A 19,720-nucleotide genomic window follows, 5' to 3' on the forward strand; every position below is an offset into this window, starting at 1 on the left:
CCCTTCACTATAAGCTCTTAATTCTTCATCTGTAGCTCTTTGACTATAACTGGTAAATCACACAAGACACACCATGCAAATCAAAACCTTAGCAGAAATCTTGGCTGAACAAGAGCAAGCTAAAGACCCACATTCTCAAAAAAGCGCTAATACAACGCCATCTAAAAAAAACAAAACCACAAATACAAAACAACATACTGACCAGCCAAAAAAGGCATGGCAACATAACCCAAAATCCACATTAAAAACAAAAGCAAAATCATCAAAAAAAGTAGGCTCTAAATCAAAGCTATCAGCCGTCACAACAAACACGAACCATCAATCCAGCCCAGTCTATCAACCACCTTCAGAGCAGACATTAAAAGAGATTCTCAGCAACCCATCTCACACCTCACACACACAGGAAAGTATAGCTCAAGACACTCAAGAGCCTCATATCACCCAAAAACCAAAAAAAAGTACAGATACCCCTAACATTGATACTTTGCCAGAGGCACTACAAGCATACTTAAAAACCCCTGAGCAACGTCTTGCTGAAAAAGAGAAAATAAAGGCAGAAAGTCGCTTACGTTGGTTAGCCTTTTATTATCTCTCACGACGAGAACACTCAGCGGCAGAGCTAAAACAAAAACTGCTAGACAAAGACCAAGACCCTCAAAAAATTGATGAATTATTACAAGAGTTTGCCGAAAAAGGTTATCAAAGTGATATGCGCACCGCATTGATGCTGATTCGTGAAGGTATTCGTAAGCGCAGAGGACGTACTCGTATCAAACAAGACTTTTATCAACGTCAAGTCGCCATACCTTGCAATATTGATGAGCTGATTGATATGGCAAATGCAGAATCAGACGCATTTTGTGACGTCGTCTCTGAAAATGAACTGGTAGAAGGCGTCGACTGGCTTAAACTAGCTGTTGAGGCACGCGTAAAAAAATATGGCGATGCTATTCCCAGCACAGCAAAAGATAAAGCAAAACAGCTTCGCTTCTTACAGTATCGAGGCTTTCAGACAGACATCTGCTTTGATGCCATCAAATATAACTTATCAACGTTAACAGAAAGATTTTAAAAAGTACAAATGTTTGCTATATTGCAATAAGCAGATATGCTAAATGACTATAGATAATATGGTCTTATCCAAAACTCTAACCCATCACTGACAATAAAACGTCATTACTTAGAGTGATAAACTTAGAGCAATAAACATCAACAATAATCAAATTTGGAGCACCAGTATGCAATCTTCATATCAAAAACAATACCGCTTTTCATTTGCAAAGCTAAGCCACTTATCAAAACTCTCTGTATTGGCTACTTCTATTGCCATGGCATCTATGTTAACAGCCACCTCAGCTCAAGCTGTCACTGGACTTCGTGCTGGTGCTCCTATTACTGGTAACATCACCACAAGTAGTCCTCGTGATGAAAGTGACAACACCCCATATCAGCTATACTTATACCAAGGTGTTCCTGGAGAACGTGTACTATTTGAATTAAAATCAGATGACTTTGACCCATACCTAATTGTTGGTAGCGATGCAAAGAATGACCCGTACTGTGATGACTGTAAAAGTGATGATGACGGTGGTGATGAGCTAAATAGCCGTCTATTCTATGTTATTCCAGAAGGTGGTAATGCCTATATCCGAGCTGGCATGATAGATACAGAATATGGTCGTTATACTTTAGAAGCCAAACGTCTACCACCTGCCAGAACTAGTAGTCCTCAAAACCTAACAACACGCAGCAACCGCACAGCGCAACTACAACAAAATAGCGCTACAGATGATGATGGAAAATATTATCAACTGTATAGAATATCAGGACAGCCTAATGCCTTTGTCAATGTCAAAATGACCTCTGATGATATTGACAGCTATCTAGAACTTGTTGATTCAGATTTAGACAGAATAGATTATGATGATGACTCTTTAGATGACTCAAATGCGCGCCTTAAAGTCCAACTAGATGCCAGAGGACAAGCACTGATTAAAGCAACCTCTTATGACCCATTGGAAACTGGTAGCTACACCATTAGCACGCAACCTCTCAATGCTGTCTTAGTCGTTAATCCAACCAAGACCATTCGTGTTGGCACTGCGACACAAGGTGAACTAAGAACCAATCAGCCATTATATGAAGGTGATTACTACTTTGATGCGTATCGTATCCAAGGTCAACCAGGACAGCGTGTACAAGTAAACTTAGACTCTAATGATTTTGATGCTTATCTACGCTGGGGCTATAATGCCAACGGTAAATTTAACACCTCATTAGAAAATGATGATGTAAATGAAGACTCGGATGATTATGATGCTGAGGATAGCAACTCTCAACTAACAATCACTCTAGACCGTGATGGTAAAGGTGTATTAATGGTCACCACTTATGACCCTGAAGAATCTGGTAAATACCGTCTATCAGTTATTGAGTCAAAGCTTCCTTAAATCATATTTAATATTATTTAATGTTAAACTAAATTGCTTTATATCAAATTGTATAAAGCAATACCAACCAAACAACAGCCATCATAACTGTATATCATTTATGATGGTAAAAAGCCTAATCCATACAAACAATGGATTGGGCTATTTTATTTTTATTTATAAATTAACAACTATAGATTAGACCCTGTGAGCAATTATGAAGCACACCACCAACGATACCACACCATCCATAACCCCCAATCAATTGCCACAACCAACCACAGCAACCATCACCTCAGCACACTACAAACAAAGAGCCGCAGACTTTATTGTCAATGAAATACTCACTATTGACTTTAGTGGTAATGGAGAACACCTCTGGCTTTTCATCGAAAAACAAGGAATGAATACGCTATTTGTTATTAATGCACTAGCCAAATGGGCAAATATACCTAGGCGTGATATTGGTTACTCTGGGCTTAAAGACCGTCATGCCATTACTCGTCAATGGTTTAGCCTCCGCCTGCCCACACAAAACTTGCCCGATACCACCTTCTTTTTAGAAGATACAGAGCAACAAGAATATGCAAAAGTAATCGAAACACACTGGCATCATAAAAAGCTAAATCGAGGCACACATAAAGCCAATGAGTTTATCATCACATTAAGAGATGTAGCAGGTGACATGGATGCCATTGATGCTCAATTACAACAACTTGCAGACATGGGTATTCCCAACTATTTTGGTGAGCAACGCTTTGGACGTGATGGAGATAATATTCAACAAGCCTTAGAATGGCTAGAGAATGGAACGATTCATGGAAGAAAACCTCACCCTAAGAAAAGCCGTGATATGCAATCACTACTTTTATCATCGGCCCGTAGCCTAATTTTTAATGAAATTTTAGCTGCTCGTGTACAAAATAAGACATGGAACACTGGTATGGACGGTGATGTGTTTAATCTTGATGGGACTGGCTCAGTCTTTGCCAGCGAAATGCTAGATGCAACCTTAACACAGCGATTAATAACAGGTGACATTCACCCAACAGGAGTAATGTGGGGAGTAAAAAATGACAAAATACAAGGTAGTGCAAAAGAGCTAGAAATCCAAACTGTCCAAAATAATGAACTGCTATCACGACTGGCAACCGCTATTGAAAAACAAGGTATCAAATCCAGTCGCCGTCCTCTTCGCCTCAGTATTCACAACTTAACATGGCACTGGATAACAGAGCAAACAGAAAATAAACCCAGCCTAAAATTGTACTTTTGTTTACCTACTGGCAGTTATGCCACCAGTGTTCTAAGCGCACTCATACAACCTGAAAAGTTATCATAAAATAAACAAGCAAAACTCTCCAATATGTGCCATATTTTATGGTACATATTGAGTCATTATCACCTACGATGACTCTACCACTTACAACAACCTTGTATAGCATCGTATTTATGTCGCATCATGAGGCACAGTATCATAAAACCCAACTGCCTGTACTTGATTACGCCCTAAAGACTTTGCCTGATATAACGCCTTGTCTGCCTGCCCTACCAAGCGTTTAAGTATATCATCTACGGCACTGGTATTGCTGACTACCTCTGACTCTGATGCTTTCTGAGAGCTCACCATCACTTGACAATGTTGCTGTGCTTTTTGTACATCCTGTATCTGTAGTGTAGAGACCCCAAAGCTGGCAGTCAAAGAAACCGTTGTATCCATATCAACAACTAGAGGCATCTCTGCCAGTGCCTCACATAGCTCATTGGCAATGTCTACTGCCAATGACTGTGGGCAGTTAGGCAATACTAACAAAAACTCCTCGCCACCATATCGCCCAGCAGTACAAGAGCTTGGTAGTCGATTCATTAATAACATAGCAACTCGCTTCAACACCATATCACCAACCAAATGTCCATAATGATCATTAATCAGCTTAAAATGATCCAGATCCATCAAAATAATACTCAAATCCTCATGATTGGATTCATGGCAAATTTGGTGTTGCATACACTCATAAATACTAAATCGATTTTTTAAGTCGGTTAAATCATCATGCTCAGCTTTGTACTGAAAGCTGGCTTTGTTTGCATCGAATACTTCTAATAACTGCCTCATGACATAAATAATCAAAATTGCTTTGGGCAAAGCAAAATAAATATAACAAAGATACCAAAATAATTGTCCACGCTGAGGCATTAACTCAGGCAAACGAGCAACTGACAGCTCAGATGTCCACCATACAATATCCTGAGTGCTTTTCTCTTCATATAATACTGTGAATAAAATCGTACGCTTTAACGATGGCAGTTCAACATGACAATAAGGCAAGCTAATATATGCCATAATCAATACACATTGAATCAAAAATCCCCACCAGACAATACGACGATCTATTAGCATCATTGCCAAAATAGTGCCACCCATCAATGCCACACCAGAGACTAAACTGCCCTGCCCTACCAACTTGATGACAATAGCCATATAAATACAGTAGGTAAAAAACAGAAGAAACTGATACAGATACACTGCCTGAGGGTCTTGCTTAATACTGGCAAATTTTTTGACAAAACCAACAAATATAAAAATAAATAGACTACAGCCTATCCATAAGCTCGGAATCAGACTAACATCCACAAAAGGAATAACGCTTGACTCAAATATCCATATGGCTAATAACCATAGCCAGTGCATGAGAATCTCAATCAGCACCAACATACCAAATAATGCAGCTTTATCAGTTGGTTGCCAATCTAAAAAGATTTGTGACAAATAAGCTCGCACATCACGATACGTATCAATAATCATAGTCATAATAGCTTCATGCTAACAGTCACTTATCTTAGAAAAATTTAAATCTCATAACTAAGATAAATAAGTAAGAAGTGCGAACTTAAATCTTCATAACCCATAATGCTGGCGCTTACCTCAAACATCTTAAAAGATGATTAGTTTTAGCTTACACATTCAGGGTTTTAAAAATAATGAGAAAATACAATAATCTAAGTGTATATCAATAGATTATATGCTTATGCAACATATAAATAATGCAATATATGTGCCAATATTTACTTAATTTACTTATTAAGCATATCTGCTATCACAAGACGTTGTTCTGGCTCAATTTTTGGCACATCACCCAATTTACGCCACGGCATGGTTGCCCCATGAAAGTCACTGCCAATAGAAACCGCTAACCCATGCTCAGCAACACTACGGTCAACCATTCTTCGAGTGCTTATTGGCTCTTGGCTACTGGGCAACTCACAGGCATCACCGCCCAATGTCGCAAAATCAGCAATGAGTTTACGTACTCGTGTCGCTGAGAGTTGATAGCGCGTGGGGTGTGCCAACACAGCTTTACCACCACAACTATGAATCAGCTCAATGGTCTCTGCCATACTTAATGTCTCAATCGCAACATAAGCGGGCTTATTATCTGCCAGATACTTATCAAACGCCTGTTGCATGGTTTTAACAATGCCTCTTTCATACAGTACTTTAGCAATATGCGCTCGTCCAACTGCTTGTGCATTGCCATCAGCTTTTAGCAATACTGCTTGCCAAAGCTCATCGACTGGCACGTCTGTTATCTGTGCTAACTTTTCAACAATGGCATGTCCTCTATTGGCTCGGCTATCTTGAATATTTTGTAAGGTCTGGTTCATCTGCTCAAAATCATCAAAACCCAAACCCAATACATGAATGACTTTATCTTTTGCCTTATTTTTACCATACCCCCCTGTCAGTGTATGCTGACAGCTAATTTCAACACCACTAATCAGTTGAATACCATATTTTTGAGCACTGCTTTGTGCTTGTGCCAACCCTGCTAATGTGTCATGGTCAGTTAGTGCAAAGACACGAATTTGTCTTTCACTAGCCAGCTTTAATAATTCTTCAGGACTATATGTTCCATCAGAACAGGTACTATGGCTATGTAAATCTGTCTGTCTTTGGATTTCTGTTAAGTTTACTGTCATATAAAATCATCGTTTTCAATTGTCTATAAAGAGTGTATTTTTATTTCTAAAATAATGCAAATGAATCGCAGGCTGGCTATTCTGTCATGATATCTTTTTTTTATAGAGTGAGACGTGTAAACTACGCACTACATTTATCTATCTGGTCATTACTTTTATCATGAAAGCCTTATTAGACTTTATTCCACTGATTGCGTTTTTTCTTGCTTCCAAACAATATGGCATTTTGGCAGGTGCGGGCGCTCTACTTATCGCCACGTTGGTGGTTTATGTCTTACATCTCATCAAGCAAAAAGGTAAACTGGACAAACAACAATGGGTCACCTTAATTTTGACCATTTTCTTTTGTGGTCTAACCTTACTATTAAAAGATGATATTTTCTTAAAGTGGAAGTCTACGGTGATTAATGGTGTGTTTGCTGTGGCACTGGTTGGTAGTGTACTGATTAAGCGTCCATTATTACAACTTGCTATGAAGAGTATCTATACCCTTTCTGCTTCTGGCTGGAATAAGCTAACCCTAGTATGGGCAGTCTATTTTGTACTCATGGCATTTTTACAATATTACTTTGCCTTTTATACCTCAGAGCAAACGTGGATTAACTTTAAGACCTATGGTTGGATACCCTTTATGTTGGTATTTATGATTGGGCAGTTTGTCGCATTAAAAAATCATCTCAATCCAGATTTAGTAGAAAAAGGCAAAGAATAACTAGGGTCTGGTAAATTACTATTATGGCTCTCCAAGCTGACAACACCCTAATGTTCAAATATTCAAATTCAATACACCTTAAATAAAAAATAGAAAGGAAAACCATCATGTCACTATTTGTTATCATTGGACATGACGTTGCAGAATCAGCCGAACGCCGTCAGCAAACACGTCCTGCACATATTGCCCGTCTACAAGATTTGCAAGCACAAGGGCGTCTTATCATTGCTGGACCTACTCCCATCACTCATGGACAACCTCAGATGTCAGGAAGTGTTGTAATTGCTGATTTTGATAATCTGGAATCAGCACAAGCATGGGTTAATGATGAGCCTTATTTACAAGCTGGGGTTTATAGTCATGTTGATGTCAAACCATTTATTCAAGCGTTGCCGACGCCTCAAGACAATACGGAATCTTAATCTCTTATGACTGCGTTTACTACCCAACCTCATCTTACCAATCGTGCTTTTTTTCTAGCACAGCTATGCGGTGCTATAACCACTATTATTTTATTGTGTCTAAGTAGCACTGCAATGGCTGAGCCACAGGTGACCGTCAATCCAGTCAACCAGACTGACAATACGACCGTCATCACCCAAAATGTTGACCCACAAGTTGCACCTCGACCAAGCACACCATTTAATAATAACCAAGTTAATAACGCTAATGGTGATAATACCTCCAATAATCCAGCCAATGCTGATGAGCAAACACTTGCCAGCCAGTTACAGCCCAGTGCCAATGACTTATCAGAAGCTAACCAAAAATTACTGAGCCGTAATGCCCAGCTTCAAAGAGATGTCAACGATTTAGAAACGCAAGTTAATGTCTTGGTGAATGAGCGTAGTGGACAACTATTTTTATATGGTGCTATTACTGTTGTTACAGGTCTACTGGTGGGAATATTTATAGGTTGGCTGGTTTTTTCTCGTCGTGAGCGTTGGTAACTGCTAATTATTGATGTATCTATTGCCCTAAACATAAGAGATGCCTTCATTGTGACTACTGCACCTATAACACCCGCACGCCTTGAATGGCGAGAAGATGATATGGGTAATGTTGTACCTGTATCAATCGACTTTGCAGATGTTTATTATTCACTCAGTGATGGGTTAAATGAATCACGCTATGTCTTTGTCCAGCAAAACCACTTGCCCGAACGCTTTTTATCTCATCTAACAGCACCAGCATATTCTAACAACCCCACATTTAGTATTGCTGAGCTTGGCTTTGGTACAGGTCTTAATTTATTAGCAACTTGGCAACTATGGCGACAGCTTAAACAGCAACAACAAACAGATAAACGACCACAACCTAGATTGCACTTTATCAGCTTTGAAAAATATCCTTTAAGCCATGCTGATTTAAAGCGTGCGCTACAATGCTGGCAAGAAAAAGACCCTAGTCTATCCTCTTTAATTGAACAACTGCTGACACTATATCCAACTTTAGTGGCAGGCTGTCATCGTTTACACTTAGAAGATGATGTCACATTGGATTTATGGCTTGGTGATGCCAGTGATAACCTAGCAAAGCTAAACAATGATAATGGCGCTTATATTGATGCGTGGTTTCTGGACGGCTTTGCCCCATCATGTAATGAGTCTTTGTGGGCAGAGCAGATTTTTAGCCAAATACAACGCTTATCAGCTTATTCAACCACAGTAGCAACGTTTAGCTGTGCTGGCGTGGTTAAACGAGGCTTAAAAGATATCGGCTTTAGTATCCAAAAAGTTAAAGGCTTTGGACGTAAGCGTGAGATGCTCACTGCTACCCTAACTAACAACCAACTGAATCACCTAGACAACCACTCTGAGAAAAGTTGTAACTCTGAAAATAACCACAAAAATGGCAATACTACAAATAACCTTGCTAAGCTATTACAAAAAACACAACCTAGGCAACTTCATCATGTCAGTATTATTGGGGCAGGTATTGCAGGGTTGAGCACTGCTTGGGCATTAGCAAATCGGGGTATTAAAGTCACCATACTGGAGCAAAATGCACCCTTATCAGGGGCATCAGGCAATCCACGTGCCTTACTTGCGCCAAAAATGACACCCATTCACCATATTGCAGAACACCTCCACAGTATGGGGTATTTATACAGTCAACGCTATTATCAACAGTTAAACTCCAAAAACCCAGAAAAAACATCTGTCTTTGAAGCCACAGCAACGCTAGACTTGTTACTCAAAGCAAATGTTGATACCCAACAAATCGCTGATTATCCTGATGGTATGGCAACCACACTCAGTGAGGATGACGCAAAAAAATATACAGGTCTGCAACAACAGCCCCTTTTAGATAATCTTTACTTACCACAAGCAGGCTTAGTTAACCCAATGGCACTTGCCAATATTATTTTGGCACATCCACTCATTACTCTAAAACCATATCAAGTACAAGAGATACAACCCTATCAAGAAGGACTCTTGCTTCACTGTATAAACACTAACACTCAATCACAACAAAAAACACAGCAACAAGAATCTAGCCAATCTTCTACTGATGCTGTCATTATCAGTGCAGGAAATCATAGCCACCTATTAGATAAACGTATTTTTAAATGTCGGCTTATTCGTGGACAGTTATCATGGCTCACACCAAGCACAGAACAACTGGCACAACTCCCCAAACTGCCTCTTAAGTATGGCGGATACTGCGCTTTATTCGATGCTCAGCCCATAGATGCCCATAACAATACTGTTATGGTAGGAAAACCGCAATTTCTCTTTGGGGCAAGTTTTGTGCGTAATGACACCAGTATAGATAGCCGAGAAAATGAACAACTCAGCAACCGCCAAAAATTGGTGACAGCCATTCCTGCGCTGGAAAAAGTCATTAGTAATGATAGTCGTGACTGGCAGTCTCGTGTAGGTATTCGCGCCCAAACCCCTGATTACCATCCGATTCTGGGTCAGCTTGATACACAAGGAAAAGTCTGGACACTATGTGGTATGGGCTCAAAAGGTTTTGCTTTCTCTCCACTATGTGCGCAAGCCCTAGCCGACCAAATGACAGGAAGTTTTGCACCCCTAAGTAGAGATATGTTAGCACGTCTATCACCACATAGAGCCAGATTACAGACACCTTTAGCTGAGTAATAAACCTACAGTTTGTAGTTGATAAATTAATGTAGTTGACAAATTTAGACAGACTCTAAATTCAGTTTTTATTTATCTGTCATTTTAGAGCGAATGCTACCAAATAATGAGCCTTCTTCTGATGACTGTTGCTCTACTAAATGTGTTGTATTTGCACCTGTTGTCGAGTCTGGTGCAACTAAGGCTTGGATTTGGGCTGTATCACGAGTATTTTTTTGAATGGTAATCGCAGCAAACAAACTCATAGTAAATGACATTAAGTAAAACCCTTTTTCACTTAAACTCAAACTTTCTGCATTAAACAAACCTATAATAATTAATGCCACCGATAATGCCAAAGCAGCCCAACTAATCCAATAATATAAGTTTGTGGTTGGTATGCCTTCAGATTTATCTCGCAATGTCTTTTGCAAGCTAATAGCAGCATATAAACCCAATGCCAATACTGCCAGATAATAGCCTTTTTCATTCATTTGCATACTGGCTGCATTCCATAAGCCAAATAAATATGCCAAAATTCCAACAAGCATCACTGCCCAAGATGCCCCCACATAAGCGGCTGTTGGCTGATAGGCACTTAGCTGATTTCTATCAATAGGGTTATTCATGGTTATCCTTATTTATCCTAACTCATTATATTTGCGTATCATATATCGTCATATGATTTATAGTCTTAATAGTTAGCAATCAATCATTAGGTAGTTGTGACTGGCTTTACTTTATCTTATCATGGTAATAAGTAAATAGATATTTGATTCATCATCCGCTACTAGGGTCTAAATACTACTCATATAAACATATAAAATACTTACTGTGAGCCATTATGTCGTTTGTTGCTCTACTGATTCTACTCAGCCTTATCTTGGTTGTACCTTTATTTTTTGTACTTAAAGAGCGCAGTATCCATCAACAAAAGGATATGGCTCAACGTCATCGTCAATATTTACAACAACAGGCCCTTGCTCAAGCCAAGCAAAACCAAACTAACACGACTCAACCTAATCATAGTCATACAGATGATACAAAAATAACCACTTCTAACTTACCAGTGATTCAGTTTTCGAAACAGCATCCTTATGTCAAACTATTACATAGCCAGAATGTGCCACAGAGCTTTCGCCTTATCATGGATGAGATTGGAGAGCAGTATGAATCCACACACCATGAGCAACTCACTGAATCACAACTCTTTACACTAAATAAGCTGATTGATATTCGTATTCCTGAGCTTATTAACAACTATCTACAACTTGATAAAAACTATGCTAACTCTGTCATTATCAATAAACAGCTAAACGCTACCAGCTATGATGTGGTGATGACACAGCTACAATCCATTTTGGACTTTAGCAAACGACTCAATATGCAAAGCCAAAGTGGTGTCGTTGATAAACTACTTGCTAGCCAGCTATATTTAGAGCAGATATACCAAGATAGTGGCATGAAAAGTGACTCTCTGTCATTAAAGTAACAATATATTCACGAATTGAGTTTTCTCAAACTGATGGCAATATCTGTTAATCATACCACTCAGTATAAATCATTCCTTTACTTTTGCCCGAATACGATAACGACGCAACTTTGGAGTATGTTGCTTTGATTGTGCTGATTTTGGTTTTAATGAGCCCAGATAAATTGCCAACATGGTCAGTCCTGCACCAATCCATTGCATCATATTAATTGGCTTATGTAGCCACACATAGTCTATTAACAGTGCTGCGACTGGCTCACTAAGTAATAATAACCCAGTAATACTCAATGATAGTTTTGGAATACTATAAGCAATCAGCCCCCATGCTAAACACTGCATAACAGTACCATATATCACAATCCAGCCAACCTCTGCCATAGAATTGGGCAGTATATGCCCTGAGTCAAACCACAACATTGGTATTATCATTGCTAACACGCCCCCAATACTCACGCGTTGCATCAATTGTAAAATAGGGGTTGGCTGTGCCTCATGGGTAAGACGAATAAACAACATCGACAGTGCTAACATCGCACCAGAGCTAATTCCTGTAATAAAACCAATCGCTGCCTGATGGTTATGTGCAAACTCAGGACTGGCAATCATCACCACACCAAACATCGCCAATAACAAACTAAACCACTGTAGAAATGATAATCTCTCATGAAAAAAGACAAAACCAATGGCCGTTAAAAAGAAAATTTGCAAACTATTGAGTAATGTAGAGATACCCGGTCCAACGGCATAAATGCTTTCATGCCATAATGCCAAGTCCAGACCCAACAGTGCCCCTGATAATAGAGCATATCCCCGCGCTTTACGTGACTGTGTTTTACATAATTGCGCTTTACATGATGATGTATTAGATAGCATCTGAGCATCAGTTGGCTTTTTTAGCTGAGCTAAAATGGTAAATACCACACCTGCTACCGCTAAACGCCAAAATGACATGGCATAACCACCGACCTGTACATGTGCTACAATCAAACTGCCCAATCCAAAAATGATACAGCCTACAATCAGCCCAATTGAAGCACGGCGAGTCGTTAATGCCATAAAATATCCCCTAACATAAGCGCTATAAAGTACTATCGCCAACTCAAGATAATACCGTGACAAAGAAAACGAGCGAAGGTGTAACTGTTCTTATAAAAGCAGGTACTGCAAGCAAGTTTGACTTTGTGCCAGTCTTGTATGAAGCCGACTAGAAAACTCCAATCTTATAACACTTCTAAAGAACTTCCTATCCTTAACTATAACTTGTATTAAACCAACTATAACAATTGTCTTTTCGGCTTAATGCTCTGACATTACTCACGCTAATGCTTGAGATTTTCTTTGACAGGTTGCTATATACAATAGCAATTGTTCAAGCTCTTGATTTATGGTTAAATAACCAGCAACTATCACTCTAAAACACAACCTCAACGCGGATATAAATTATGAAATCAACATTGCCAACGGCAGGATATTCTATTTTTCGTATCTGTTCAGTTGCCCTACTGAGCATTTGCACTTTAGCCGCCTGTGAAAAGCAACCAGATAGTGACAGCTCTGAAGATATCAAAATCACCAAAATCACACCACCAGAAAATAGTGAGCAGGACAACTTGTCTACAGAAGCAGAGGTGACCACACCTCAAACCACTGAATCAACAGACTTAACAGAGCCAGAAACTCAAGTCACCGAAGTAGAAGTACTAAGCAATGATGACCTACCTCCCATCTCCCAAGAAGCTGGAGGACAACAAACAGAAATGATAGCAGATGACATTACCAAAGAAGCTCAAATTACTGATGTGGACTATCGCAGTGAGTCTGGTGAAACGCTTAAGGTAACATTCCAAACCTCTGCCATTGATGAGCTACAGGCGAACGTTACCCTACCTTCTGGTAAAAAAATACTACTAACAGCACCGGAAGGACAAGGCAATAACCCTACCTATCGCTCAACAGATGGTAGTATTGAGCTGGTCAGTCATGGTGGCGGTGGCTCAGTTGACTTGGTACAAAATGGCAAGGTTGTCAACTTTAATGCCATTAGTGCCGAAGCAGAAGTTGTGGTACAACAATAGACGACAAGAAACATAGACCAACAAATAATAAGTAGTTTCATAAAAGTTATAAGAAAATAACAAAAAGGGCGAACTGTACCACATTGCATACAGCTCGCCCTCTTGTTAAAAACCTGTACTCATACACACATCATACAATGATATCCCTTTTAGGCTCTGAACTACTTTGCTACATTTATTGGTTGGATGTAGCGCGCTGGCTATCTGCTAACCTACCCACAACCTTCACAGCAATACTCCCACCAGGAATCAGCTCTCCTGCCAAATCTGCACTAATATCTACTAACATCTCCCGAGTTAACAGCTGGTTAATTTTATCTTTGTACCACTCACCGTTTTCAATAACATCTCCTGTTAGTCCATTGACCTCAATCACACCTGTCTTATCAGCCGTTCCCCACACAAACTCAAAAGCAAAAACAGGAACTAAAAATAAATACAACTTTTCAAACACAATGCTATTTTTATGAACATCATGAGCATTCACCGCTTCACTATTTAATACCGCACACGCTTGCTGTATCGCCGCCTGTTGTGGCAGTAATGGCTCAATGACATTATTACCTTCTTCTACCCTACTTATCTCTTCAAATTTATACTTTTCCGCATAACTGGCAAATACTTCTGCTCTGATATCACGTTTTAGACCATCAAGGAGTCGATCATAATATATTTTACGATGACATGACTCCAGCGCAGGAATGTCAATACGCGCTTTCTCTTTATTGCGAGTCACCTCATATGTCTCCCCCTCTATCTGGATAGACTGCACAAAGGGATTATGTACGGGTACCTGATAGGTAATTTGACAATCATAATCTACAGACTTAACCGCCTCAATATGCCAAAATGGCTCAAGACGACGATCAATACGAGACAGCTGAACTGTATCTTCTTTTGGTCTTTTTAATGGGTTAAGCTTTGCCATCATACCAAATGCATTAAGCTTCTTTTTTTCTGCCTGTTCCTGAGCCGCCCTAAATGTATAGACTTCATCAAATAAAAAAATCTTACTTGCCTCATCTTTAATCAAGATTTCTTGTTGTATTGTTGCCATATTCTATATCCTTAAAATTATAAACATTAATGATGCAAAACTAACCACTCAAAGCTAGCCAAGCACAGCTTACTGCCACCACTGCAAATATATAACGTCCTACCCAAATATTAGCTAAAAATGCTTGAAAGCATGGCAATGGCTCACGGCTAAGACATTTTTTATTCTGTTTCGAAAACATCATCGCTACCAAGCCTAACGCAAAAATAGGAATAAGCCCCAATTTAGTAGGCGCAAAGTAGTGCCAAAATACAATCCCCATAATCAACAAAAATAGTGTTTGCAAAATAGCAATAATCAGCACATCAAAGCGTCCAAACAAAATAGCAGTGGATTTCACCCCAATCTGTAAATCCTCAGCCCTATCAGCCATCGCATACTGGGTATCATACGCCACCGTCCAGCACATATAGGCAACAAACAATAGCCAACACCAAATATCAGGCGAGCCTTGAATGGCAACGTATGCCATCGGAATTGCCCAACCAAAGGCTGCTGCCAAAAATACCTGTGGCAGATGAGTAAAACGTTTCATAAAGGGATAAATAAATGCCAATGCCACTGCTATTAATGACCAATAAAAAACCTGCACCGGTAAAAAAAATAGCAAACTGGCACTAATCCACGATAAAATCAAAAATGTCCATACTGCATCTCGCCCACGCAGTCGCCCATCTGCTAAAGGTCGTCCTTTAGTACGATTGACATGACTGTCAACTTTGCGGTCAGCAAAGTCATTAATCGCACAGCCTGCCGCCCGCATGAGTATCGCTCCAGTTGCAAAAATCACAAATACCTTTAAACTGGGCAACCCTGCCATCTGACCAGTAGCTTGTGCCTGTCCCATCGCAGCAAGCATCACTCCCCAAAGTGTTGGCCATAAAAGCAGTTCAATACCCACAGGCTTATCAAAGCGGGTAAGCTGAATAAACGCATAAAGCTTATCTTTTAGGCTGAAGGACGATTGATTGGCTATCATGTTTGCTCACTTATCATTTGCTGCGTTTTGTTCCTCATTGACCTGTTGCCAAAGCTGTGTTGCCTCAATCAAGGATAGCTCGGGAAATTTCTGGCGTAAGGCTTTGATAGCAGATACTTTCTCTTTATCACGTAAGTGCTGTCGTAAATAAGCTAAATACTGCTCACGACTACCCAGCTCCTGCAAACGCTTCTTGAGCTGTGTTACTTGTTGACGATAGGCAATGTTTTTTATAAATAAAACAACCACCATTATCACCACCATAATTAGCCATAAATACACAGCAATAAGGCTTAGATTAATCTTCATCATATCCCCCTAGCAAAATACCCATCAAAGCGTATCACTGCATTTTGCCAGCTTTCATCTGCCATCTGTTCAGCAAAATTTGGGGCATTTACAGGGCGTTTGACCACCACTCGCCCACCCTGTTTTAATACAGATAAAGCGTTATCTAATAACTGCCGTTGTACTTGCAGATTAGGCGGAGCAACCAAACCATGCAATGCCTGCATGTGTTTGCCAACTTTTGCCCCTTTACCCGTTTGGCTATTTTCATAACTGTCATCAGGAAACATTGGGTCAAGATAAACCACATCGACTTTTTGTGTGCTTTTTAATGCTAAATAATCGCTTGCCTCTATACAAACAATATTTAGCCGAGCCATCAGTTTTTGCCAGTTCTTTTCTTTTGCCATTTTCTGCTGTTCAGCCAACAATAATAGCGCCAATACTGGCTGTTGCTCTAGCATGCTGACACTTGCACCACCACTTGCCAATATCAAGCTATCATGTCCAAAGCCTGCGGTAGCATCAATCACCGTAGACTCTGAGGTTAGCTTACTTGCCTGTAATAACAGCTCTGACTTACGTCCTGCACTGACAATACGTCGCTGTAAACTTGCCCAATTTGGTGCGACACTCATACCCTCAATAAGTAGTGACAACTGCCCTTTTTCATCAATAATCAATAATGGCTGTTGATATTGCTCACTAAGTTTTTGGCGGTTTTTTTGGCTCAGTTTTATATTGCTTGGCTGATAATCAAGTTTAATAGGCAAATGATGTGTGGCTATCAAATCAGAAACAACCGCCAGTTGCTCGTTAACCACTGTTGGCAATTTTTCTTGCTCGCCATTGTGTCCACTTGCATAAATTAGTGGATAGCAATTTACTTGTGTATTTATGTTAGGTTGTTTGCTCATCATGCAATACATTACCCTTCAATATCATAGCCAAATACCAATGCTGCTACCAACACCAAAACACCCGTAGCAATACGCAACCATGCAAAAATAGTAAAGTCTCGGCGAGACACCCAATCTACTAGCCAACGAATACACCACAATGCCACCACAAAAGATACCAACGTACCCACACCCAATATCATCCAATCTTGTGAGCTAGTCAGTGCATCTTTGTGCTTGAGCAAGTCAAGCAATCCTGCACCAATTAATACAGGAATCCCTAAAAAGAAGGAAAATTCTGCTGCCGCTTTACGCGATACACCTAGCCACAACGCACCAATAATGGTTGAGCCCGAGCGAGATGTTCCGGGAATTAATGCCAAACACTGAAACAAACCAATCATCAATGCCGTTTTTAGGTTAATGTCTTCTGCCTCTTTTGCAATGATGGCTTTAGGGCGTTTTTCTACATAGAAAATCAATAAACCACCGATAATTAACATCACTGAAACGGTATATGGGTTAAACAAATAGGCTTTGATTTCATCAGCAAAGGTAAAACCCAGTATCATCACTGGAATAGTTGCTACAATCAAACTTAGCCCCAACTGACGAGGATTTGCCAAACCTTCTGCCTTTCCAGTAAGCAAGCCCATAAACGCATGCCAAAGCCTGCCCCAATAGTTATAAATCACCGCCAAAATAGCGCCAAGCTGGATAACGACAATAAACAAATCTGCTTTTTCTTTTGTCCAAAAATCCATGACATCAGCAGATAAAATCAAATATCCTGTGCTAGATATGGGCAGAAACTCAGTAATACCCTCAACAATGCCCATAATAATGGCTTTGATAAATAATAAAATATCCACTGACGTTGACCTCTATAATAATTTTTCATCACTAAAAATAATTAATGTATAGCTTATACCATCACTGCACAAATACAAACTCCTACAGCTAAAATATCATCTAGTAGGTATGAAATAGTAGGTATAAAACAACTTCTTACTTTATCCAGCAATAAAAAAACACCATCTTTAAGATGGTGTTTTTTATTTAGACCAATACAGTAAATTCATTGGTCAATTTTGGCAACGAGCCATTAACGAATAGCAATCTTTAATGAGTATTGCTGAGTTCTGCCATCACGAGCTGACGCACGTGGCTGAGTGATACGAATGGTATAAACACCATTATAAGGCAATACATACGCACCCGTTGCATCTAGCGCTGGAGAGTTTTCACCGATATTCACTGTGTTGCTTAGTCGACGATGACGCAAATATGGAGTAACATTGCCACCTGCTAGGTCTACTTTCAATTTTTGACCTTTTCTAGCACGGAACGTATATTCATTATAGTTATATCCAGTGACAGACCCTGTATAGTTTGCACTAGATGCACCACGCTGGAACTGCACATTGACCGTTTTTGAAGCACTTGATGGTGCATTAGCTAAAACAACAGGACTTGCAACTAAAGTAGCAACTGCAACCAGTACCGAAGCGGACAACTTTTTCATAGAAAGCTCCTAAAATAATACATTGAAAGTTTACTATTTACTTATGGTTGATATTGGCATTTATTTTCCAATATAAGTACAGGTGCTATCATATAATATTTATAATGAGTGTCTTGATATTCATTTGTAGCGTTGTGTTGTTTTTAAATACATTAATTCTTTCTGTTGTTTTAACAGATAATTCAGTTGTTTTTTATGACAAAATGCTAAAAAATCAATAAACTACTATCCCACTTCCTTTTTTATATACCATACATATTTATATGGTATAAAATATACAACTAATGGCTTTTTTAGAATAAAAATATAATGCATCTATATGTAAGTAAATCCTGAGCATATTCTTATTTATCTCTTTATAATATGCCACACTTTAGGTCTATTGACCTTAACTGACTGTTTTATAGGAATCTCTATAGTGACTGCTATCTCGCCACTTTTACGCCATCAAGCCATTCCTGTCTCCGACCCACAAGCAGGTCTACGCCTCACTGAGATTTTCTATTCACTACAAGGCGAAGCGCTTACTTCAGGCTTGCCAACGATTTTTGTTCGTTTAACAGGCTGTCCATTGCGCTGTGTTTATTGTGATACGACTTATTCTTTTTCTGGAGGGAAGCGTCATTCAATTGAAGACATTATGACACAAATTGCCCAGTATCCGTGTATGCGAGTGTGTGTCACTGGTGGCGAACCGCTCGCCCAACCCAATGCGATTGTCTTAATGCAACGCTTATTAGATGCAGGATATGAAATCTCTTTAGAAACAGCAGGTGCTTTATCTGTACAGCGTGTACCAACACCTGTCAGCAAGGTGATGGATATCAAAACCCCTAGCAGTGGTGAGGCAGAAAAAAACTTATGGTCAAACCTAAACTATTTGACCCAACACGACCAGCTAAAGTTGGTTATTATGAATCGAGAAGATTACGAGTGGGCAAAAGCAAAACTATATGAGTATCAACTGCATCAAAAAGTAGCGACAGTATGGTTTTCACCCATGTTTAATATTGACCAAGTCAGTACAGAGACAGGAGATGTGCCTATCTTAGCTCGTCAACTTGCTGAATGGATATTAGAGGATGCGTTGCCTGTACGTTTTCAGTTACAGTTACATAAAATTATTTGGGCAGATGCCAAAGGTAAATAGACAAAAGAAATAGGGTTCATAAAAGGCTAATAAAGGAATAATGC

20 protein-coding genes are annotated in these 19,720 nt (G+C 39.5%); 10 read left to right on the forward strand and 10 right to left on the reverse strand.

Going from position 1 to position 19,720, the window contains the following annotated elements; translation table 11 throughout:
* Window positions 1–73 precede the first annotated feature (73 nt).
* From FHK88_RS05390 to truD, 3 genes are all read left to right on the forward strand, one after another.
* The gene (locus FHK88_RS05390) at window positions 74–1,072 is read left to right on the forward strand and encodes a regulatory protein RecX (protein ID WP_227429728.1); all 999 of its coding nucleotides are present in this window, start codon (window positions 74–76) and stop codon (window positions 1,070–1,072) included.
* A 166-nt stretch (window positions 1,073–1,238) separates the two neighbouring features.
* Complete coding sequence (locus FHK88_RS05395; protein ID WP_227429729.1) at window positions 1,239–2,450, forward strand: hypothetical protein; 1,212 nt, start codon at window positions 1,239–1,241, stop codon at window positions 2,448–2,450.
* A gap of 196 nt (window positions 2,451–2,646) precedes the next feature.
* Complete coding sequence (gene truD / locus FHK88_RS05400) at window positions 2,647–3,771, forward strand: tRNA pseudouridine(13) synthase TruD (RefSeq protein ID WP_227429730.1); 1,125 nt, start codon at window positions 2,647–2,649, stop codon at window positions 3,769–3,771.
* 108 nt (window positions 3,772–3,879) lie between these two features.
* Here truD and FHK88_RS05405 read toward each other — a convergent pair whose 3' ends face one another.
* Both FHK88_RS05405 and FHK88_RS05410 read right to left on the reverse strand, forming a co-directional pair.
* The gene (locus tag FHK88_RS05405; protein WP_227429731.1) at window positions 3,880–5,241 is read right to left on the reverse strand and encodes a GGDEF domain-containing protein; all 1,362 of its coding nucleotides are present in this window, start codon (window positions 5,239–5,241) and stop codon (window positions 3,880–3,882) included.
* Window positions 5,242–5,504: 263 nt separating this feature from the next.
* On the reverse strand, window positions 5,505–6,410 hold the full coding sequence (locus tag FHK88_RS05410) for a PHP domain-containing protein (protein ID WP_227429732.1): 906 nt from the start codon (window positions 6,408–6,410) through the stop codon (window positions 5,505–5,507).
* A 160-nt stretch (window positions 6,411–6,570) separates the two neighbouring features.
* On the opposite strand from FHK88_RS05410, the gene ispZ reads away from it, so the two are divergent.
* The 4 genes from ispZ to mnmC all read left to right on the forward strand — a co-directional run bounded on the left by ispZ (window position 6,571) and on the right by mnmC (window position 10,232).
* Window positions 6,571–7,122: a septation protein IspZ gene (ispZ, locus tag FHK88_RS05415; RefSeq protein ID WP_227429733.1), complete on the forward strand. Its 552-nt coding sequence runs from the start codon at window positions 6,571–6,573 to the stop codon at window positions 7,120–7,122.
* Between the two features lie 107 nt (window positions 7,123–7,229).
* Window positions 7,230–7,544, forward strand: a complete 315-nt coding sequence (locus tag FHK88_RS05420; protein ID WP_227429734.1) for a YciI family protein — start codon at window positions 7,230–7,232, stop codon at window positions 7,542–7,544.
* Window positions 7,545–7,550: 6 nt separating this feature from the next.
* Window positions 7,551–8,072, forward strand: coding sequence for a bZIP transcription factor (locus FHK88_RS05425; protein WP_227429735.1), 522 nt, complete (start codon window positions 7,551–7,553; stop codon window positions 8,070–8,072).
* A gap of 51 nt (window positions 8,073–8,123) precedes the next feature.
* Complete coding sequence (mnmC, locus tag FHK88_RS05430; RefSeq protein WP_319800153.1) at window positions 8,124–10,232, forward strand: FAD-dependent 5-carboxymethylaminomethyl-2-thiouridine(34) oxidoreductase MnmC; 2,109 nt, start codon at window positions 8,124–8,126, stop codon at window positions 10,230–10,232.
* A gap of 68 nt (window positions 10,233–10,300) precedes the next feature.
* On the opposite strand, the gene yiaA is transcribed toward mnmC, so the two are convergent.
* The gene (gene yiaA, locus FHK88_RS05435) at window positions 10,301–10,840 is read right to left on the reverse strand and encodes an inner membrane protein YiaA (RefSeq protein ID WP_227429736.1); all 540 of its coding nucleotides are present in this window, start codon (window positions 10,838–10,840) and stop codon (window positions 10,301–10,303) included.
* Between the two features lie 215 nt (window positions 10,841–11,055).
* Between yiaA and FHK88_RS05440 the strand changes: the two genes are divergently transcribed.
* The gene (locus FHK88_RS05440; protein ID WP_227429737.1) at window positions 11,056–11,703 is read left to right on the forward strand and encodes a hypothetical protein; all 648 of its coding nucleotides are present in this window, start codon (window positions 11,056–11,058) and stop codon (window positions 11,701–11,703) included.
* Window positions 11,704–11,772: 69 nt separating this feature from the next.
* Here FHK88_RS05440 and FHK88_RS05445 read toward each other — a convergent pair whose 3' ends face one another.
* Window positions 11,773–12,759, reverse strand: a complete 987-nt coding sequence (locus FHK88_RS05445) for a DMT family transporter (protein ID WP_227429738.1) — start codon at window positions 12,757–12,759, stop codon at window positions 11,773–11,775.
* Window positions 12,760–13,145: 386 nt separating this feature from the next.
* Between FHK88_RS05445 and FHK88_RS05450 the strand changes: the two genes are divergently transcribed.
* Window positions 13,146–13,778, forward strand: a complete 633-nt coding sequence (locus FHK88_RS05450) for a hypothetical protein (RefSeq protein ID WP_227429739.1) — start codon at window positions 13,146–13,148, stop codon at window positions 13,776–13,778.
* 175 nt (window positions 13,779–13,953) lie between these two features.
* On the opposite strand, the gene FHK88_RS05455 is transcribed toward FHK88_RS05450, so the two are convergent.
* From FHK88_RS05455 to FHK88_RS05480, 6 genes are all read right to left on the reverse strand, one after another.
* The gene (locus FHK88_RS05455; RefSeq protein ID WP_227429740.1) at window positions 13,954–14,835 is read right to left on the reverse strand and encodes a hypothetical protein; all 882 of its coding nucleotides are present in this window, start codon (window positions 14,833–14,835) and stop codon (window positions 13,954–13,956) included.
* A 40-nt stretch (window positions 14,836–14,875) separates the two neighbouring features.
* Entirely contained in the window at window positions 14,876–15,814 is a 939-nt protein-coding gene (ubiA, locus tag FHK88_RS05460) for a 4-hydroxybenzoate octaprenyltransferase (RefSeq protein ID WP_227429741.1), read from the reverse strand.
* Window positions 15,815–15,820: 6 nt separating this feature from the next.
* Window positions 15,821–16,126, reverse strand: coding sequence for a hypothetical protein (locus FHK88_RS05465; RefSeq protein WP_227429742.1), 306 nt, complete (start codon window positions 16,124–16,126; stop codon window positions 15,821–15,823).
* Window positions 16,123–17,022 (reverse strand): class I SAM-dependent methyltransferase, encoded by a 900-nt coding sequence (locus tag FHK88_RS05470; RefSeq protein ID WP_319800154.1) that lies wholly within the window; start codon window positions 17,020–17,022, stop codon window positions 16,123–16,125. Before FHK88_RS05470 ends, FHK88_RS05465 begins: the two co-directional genes overlap by 4 nt.
* Window positions 17,023–17,030: 8 nt before the next feature.
* Window positions 17,031–17,873: an undecaprenyl-diphosphate phosphatase gene (locus FHK88_RS05475; protein ID WP_227429743.1), complete on the reverse strand. Its 843-nt coding sequence runs from the start codon at window positions 17,871–17,873 to the stop codon at window positions 17,031–17,033.
* A 233-nt stretch (window positions 17,874–18,106) separates the two neighbouring features.
* Window positions 18,107–18,526: a hypothetical protein gene (locus FHK88_RS05480; protein ID WP_227429744.1), complete on the reverse strand. Its 420-nt coding sequence runs from the start codon at window positions 18,524–18,526 to the stop codon at window positions 18,107–18,109.
* 427 nt (window positions 18,527–18,953) lie between these two features.
* Between FHK88_RS05480 and queE the strand changes: the two genes are divergently transcribed.
* Window positions 18,954–19,676: a 7-carboxy-7-deazaguanine synthase QueE gene (gene queE / locus FHK88_RS05485; protein WP_227430065.1), complete on the forward strand. Its 723-nt coding sequence runs from the start codon at window positions 18,954–18,956 to the stop codon at window positions 19,674–19,676.
* The last annotated feature ends 44 nt before the right edge of the window (window positions 19,677–19,720 follow it).

This window comes from Psychrobacter sp. I-STPA6b, from assembly GCF_020662265.1.
Classification (GTDB): Bacteria; Pseudomonadota; Gammaproteobacteria; order Pseudomonadales; family Moraxellaceae; genus Psychrobacter.

Excerpts from the sequence above, each read along its gene's own strand:
- FHK88_RS05390 (WP_227429728.1), top strand. The coding sequence starts at position 74 with ATGCAAATCAAAACCTTAGCAGAAATCTTGGCTGAACAAGAGCAAGCT.
- FHK88_RS05395 (WP_227429729.1), top strand. The coding sequence starts at position 1,239 with ATGCAATCTTCATATCAAAAACAATACCGCTTTTCATTTGCAAAGCTA.
- truD (WP_227429730.1), top strand. The coding sequence starts at position 2,647 with ATGAAGCACACCACCAACGATACCACACCATCCATAACCCCCAATCAA.
- FHK88_RS05405 (WP_227429731.1), bottom strand. The coding sequence starts at position 5,241 with ATGACTATGATTATTGATACGTATCGTGATGTGCGAGCTTATTTGTCA.
- FHK88_RS05410 (WP_227429732.1), bottom strand. The coding sequence starts at position 6,410 with ATGACAGTAAACTTAACAGAAATCCAAAGACAGACAGATTTACATAGC.
- ispZ (WP_227429733.1), top strand. The coding sequence starts at position 6,571 with ATGAAAGCCTTATTAGACTTTATTCCACTGATTGCGTTTTTTCTTGCT.
- FHK88_RS05420 (WP_227429734.1), top strand. The coding sequence starts at position 7,230 with ATGTCACTATTTGTTATCATTGGACATGACGTTGCAGAATCAGCCGAA.
- FHK88_RS05425 (WP_227429735.1), top strand. The coding sequence starts at position 7,551 with ATGACTGCGTTTACTACCCAACCTCATCTTACCAATCGTGCTTTTTTT.
- yiaA (WP_227429736.1), bottom strand. The coding sequence starts at position 10,840 with ATGAATAACCCTATTGATAGAAATCAGCTAAGTGCCTATCAGCCAACA.
- FHK88_RS05440 (WP_227429737.1), top strand. The coding sequence starts at position 11,056 with ATGTCGTTTGTTGCTCTACTGATTCTACTCAGCCTTATCTTGGTTGTA.
- FHK88_RS05445 (WP_227429738.1), bottom strand. The coding sequence starts at position 12,759 with ATGGCATTAACGACTCGCCGTGCTTCAATTGGGCTGATTGTAGGCTGT.
- FHK88_RS05450 (WP_227429739.1), top strand. The coding sequence starts at position 13,146 with ATGAAATCAACATTGCCAACGGCAGGATATTCTATTTTTCGTATCTGT.
- FHK88_RS05455 (WP_227429740.1), bottom strand. The coding sequence starts at position 14,835 with ATGGCAACAATACAACAAGAAATCTTGATTAAAGATGAGGCAAGTAAG.
- ubiA (WP_227429741.1), bottom strand. The coding sequence starts at position 15,814 with ATGATAGCCAATCAATCGTCCTTCAGCCTAAAAGATAAGCTTTATGCG.
- FHK88_RS05465 (WP_227429742.1), bottom strand. The coding sequence starts at position 16,126 with ATGATGAAGATTAATCTAAGCCTTATTGCTGTGTATTTATGGCTAATT.
- FHK88_RS05470 (WP_319800154.1), bottom strand. The coding sequence starts at position 17,022 with ATGATGAGCAAACAACCTAACATAAATACACAAGTAAATTGCTATCCA.
- FHK88_RS05480 (WP_227429744.1), bottom strand. The coding sequence starts at position 18,526 with ATGAAAAAGTTGTCCGCTTCGGTACTGGTTGCAGTTGCTACTTTAGTT.